General features: G+C 58.8%; 2 protein-coding genes. One reads left to right on the top strand and one right to left on the bottom strand.

The features are described from left to right. The first annotated feature begins 182 nt into the window (after positions 1-182). Positions 183-686: a hypothetical protein gene (locus NO876_RS17915; RefSeq protein WP_256422128.1), complete on the top strand. Its 504-nt coding sequence runs from the start codon at positions 183-185 to the stop codon at positions 684-686. A 55-nt stretch (positions 687-741) separates the two neighbouring features. Here the strand turns inward: NO876_RS17915 and NO876_RS17910 are convergent, their stop codons facing one another. Continuing rightward, positions 742-1,398: a hypothetical protein gene (locus NO876_RS17910; RefSeq protein WP_256423042.1), complete on the bottom strand. Its 657-nt coding sequence runs from the start codon at positions 1,396-1,398 to the stop codon at positions 742-744. Positions 1,399-1,460: the final 62 nt, after the last annotated feature.

Below are 1,460 nucleotides of genomic sequence, written 5' to 3'. Positions count from 1 at the left end.
CCGGTCTTTGAATTCACAGTAGTAAGACTGATTATTAGATGACTACTGATGCTGTGAGCCACGCGGGATTATCCTACTGAATTCACCCTCTATATTCATCAGATGACCCGTGTCAAATTCTAAGAACTCACTCAATCCAATATATCACAACACACACCACGGTTCGGCATCGATAGTCTCTCGTGCCCTCCATCGAGTCGTTCAGAACGAAGCGCGGAGTCGCACGCCTCACAGACGATGCCGTCCACTTCGATGAGTCTGCCGTCGGGTATGCCCGCTCGCTCTATCGGGGGTACTGGCAAAGCGAGGAGCGATGGCGCAAGGCGATTTTCCTCGGGTACGTATCTGGACTGCTGTTTGCCATCAGTTGGCTCGTGAGCGCGATTCGCGCTGGAGACAGACTGCTTCTCGCAGGACTGCTCGGCATTCTCACTATCCTCGTTGGAGTGAACTACGCTCGAGGATTCCGGTCTCCTGATCGTATTCCGCTCGACGATATCGAGGATGTCTCGACGACACGCGGTGAGAAGGGACTGACACGACCACGACTCGTTATCACGTACCTGGACGATGAGTCGACCTACAAGCGCCGGGTGAATCTGCCGTCACTCTATACGGCCGACGGGAAGGCGGCGTACGAACGTGCACTCGACGCCTTCGGCGAGCGCGGATTCGACACGGGGTGACAGGAACTCTCGATGTCGGGGCACCACGACCAACCGCCGATCGATCTTCAACACGTCAGAACAGAAGTGAGGTCTCACGTTCGGCAACCGTATAGCCCTGTGCAGCGAGTGCGTCAGCCCGGTATCGTTCGGCGACGAACTGCTGTGGGAGCCGTCGAAGGCCGAACCGACGATCCGAGGTCCAGTCGACGTCGACGACTGTGTGGTCGTCGTCCTGTCTGATCGAGGCCGTGTACGTCCCCCACGGCCGACCGCCGGCGGTCACGAGCAGTTCGATATCACCATCTGGATCCCCATCGGGAGCGTTCGAGCGCGTCTCGACAGTCATCTCGGTAGAACGTAGGCCGAGTAGGTACGAGAACTCGTAGGTCGCGCCGTCATCGGTCGTGTGTACAGCGTCGGCGATCCCCCACTGAAAAGCGAGTGGGGGCGGGGTTGCCCCCGCAAAGTCGGCCCGGACTGTTTCGGGGTCGGCGTCTGTAATCAGTCGAGCGGTGCCGCTGGTCCGAAACACCGGAATACGGACCAGCGCGCCGAGGGCCAGCCCGACGAGAACTGCCTGTAGCAGTGAGAACAGGAGGAATGCAGCGCCGACGACGAGCCCCACGAGAAGCGCAACCACATAGCTGAGCGGCCGTTCGAGTCGCTGGTATCGCTGAGCGACATCGACCGCCTCTGAAGGTCGATCGACAGGGTTCGTGGTGGAGGGCATCGATAGCATGTGGACGAACCGTCGGTGTAGATGTTCTGTTATCGAGTCGTTCAGAGTAAAAC

It is taken from the genome of Halobellus rarus (genome assembly GCF_024494595.1).
GTDB classification, from domain to species: domain Archaea; phylum Halobacteriota; class Halobacteria; order Halobacteriales; family Haloferacaceae; genus Haloquadratum; species Haloquadratum rarum.
The sequence above is the reverse complement of the archived record's forward strand: the minus strand, read 5'-3'. Positions and strand labels throughout refer to the sequence as shown.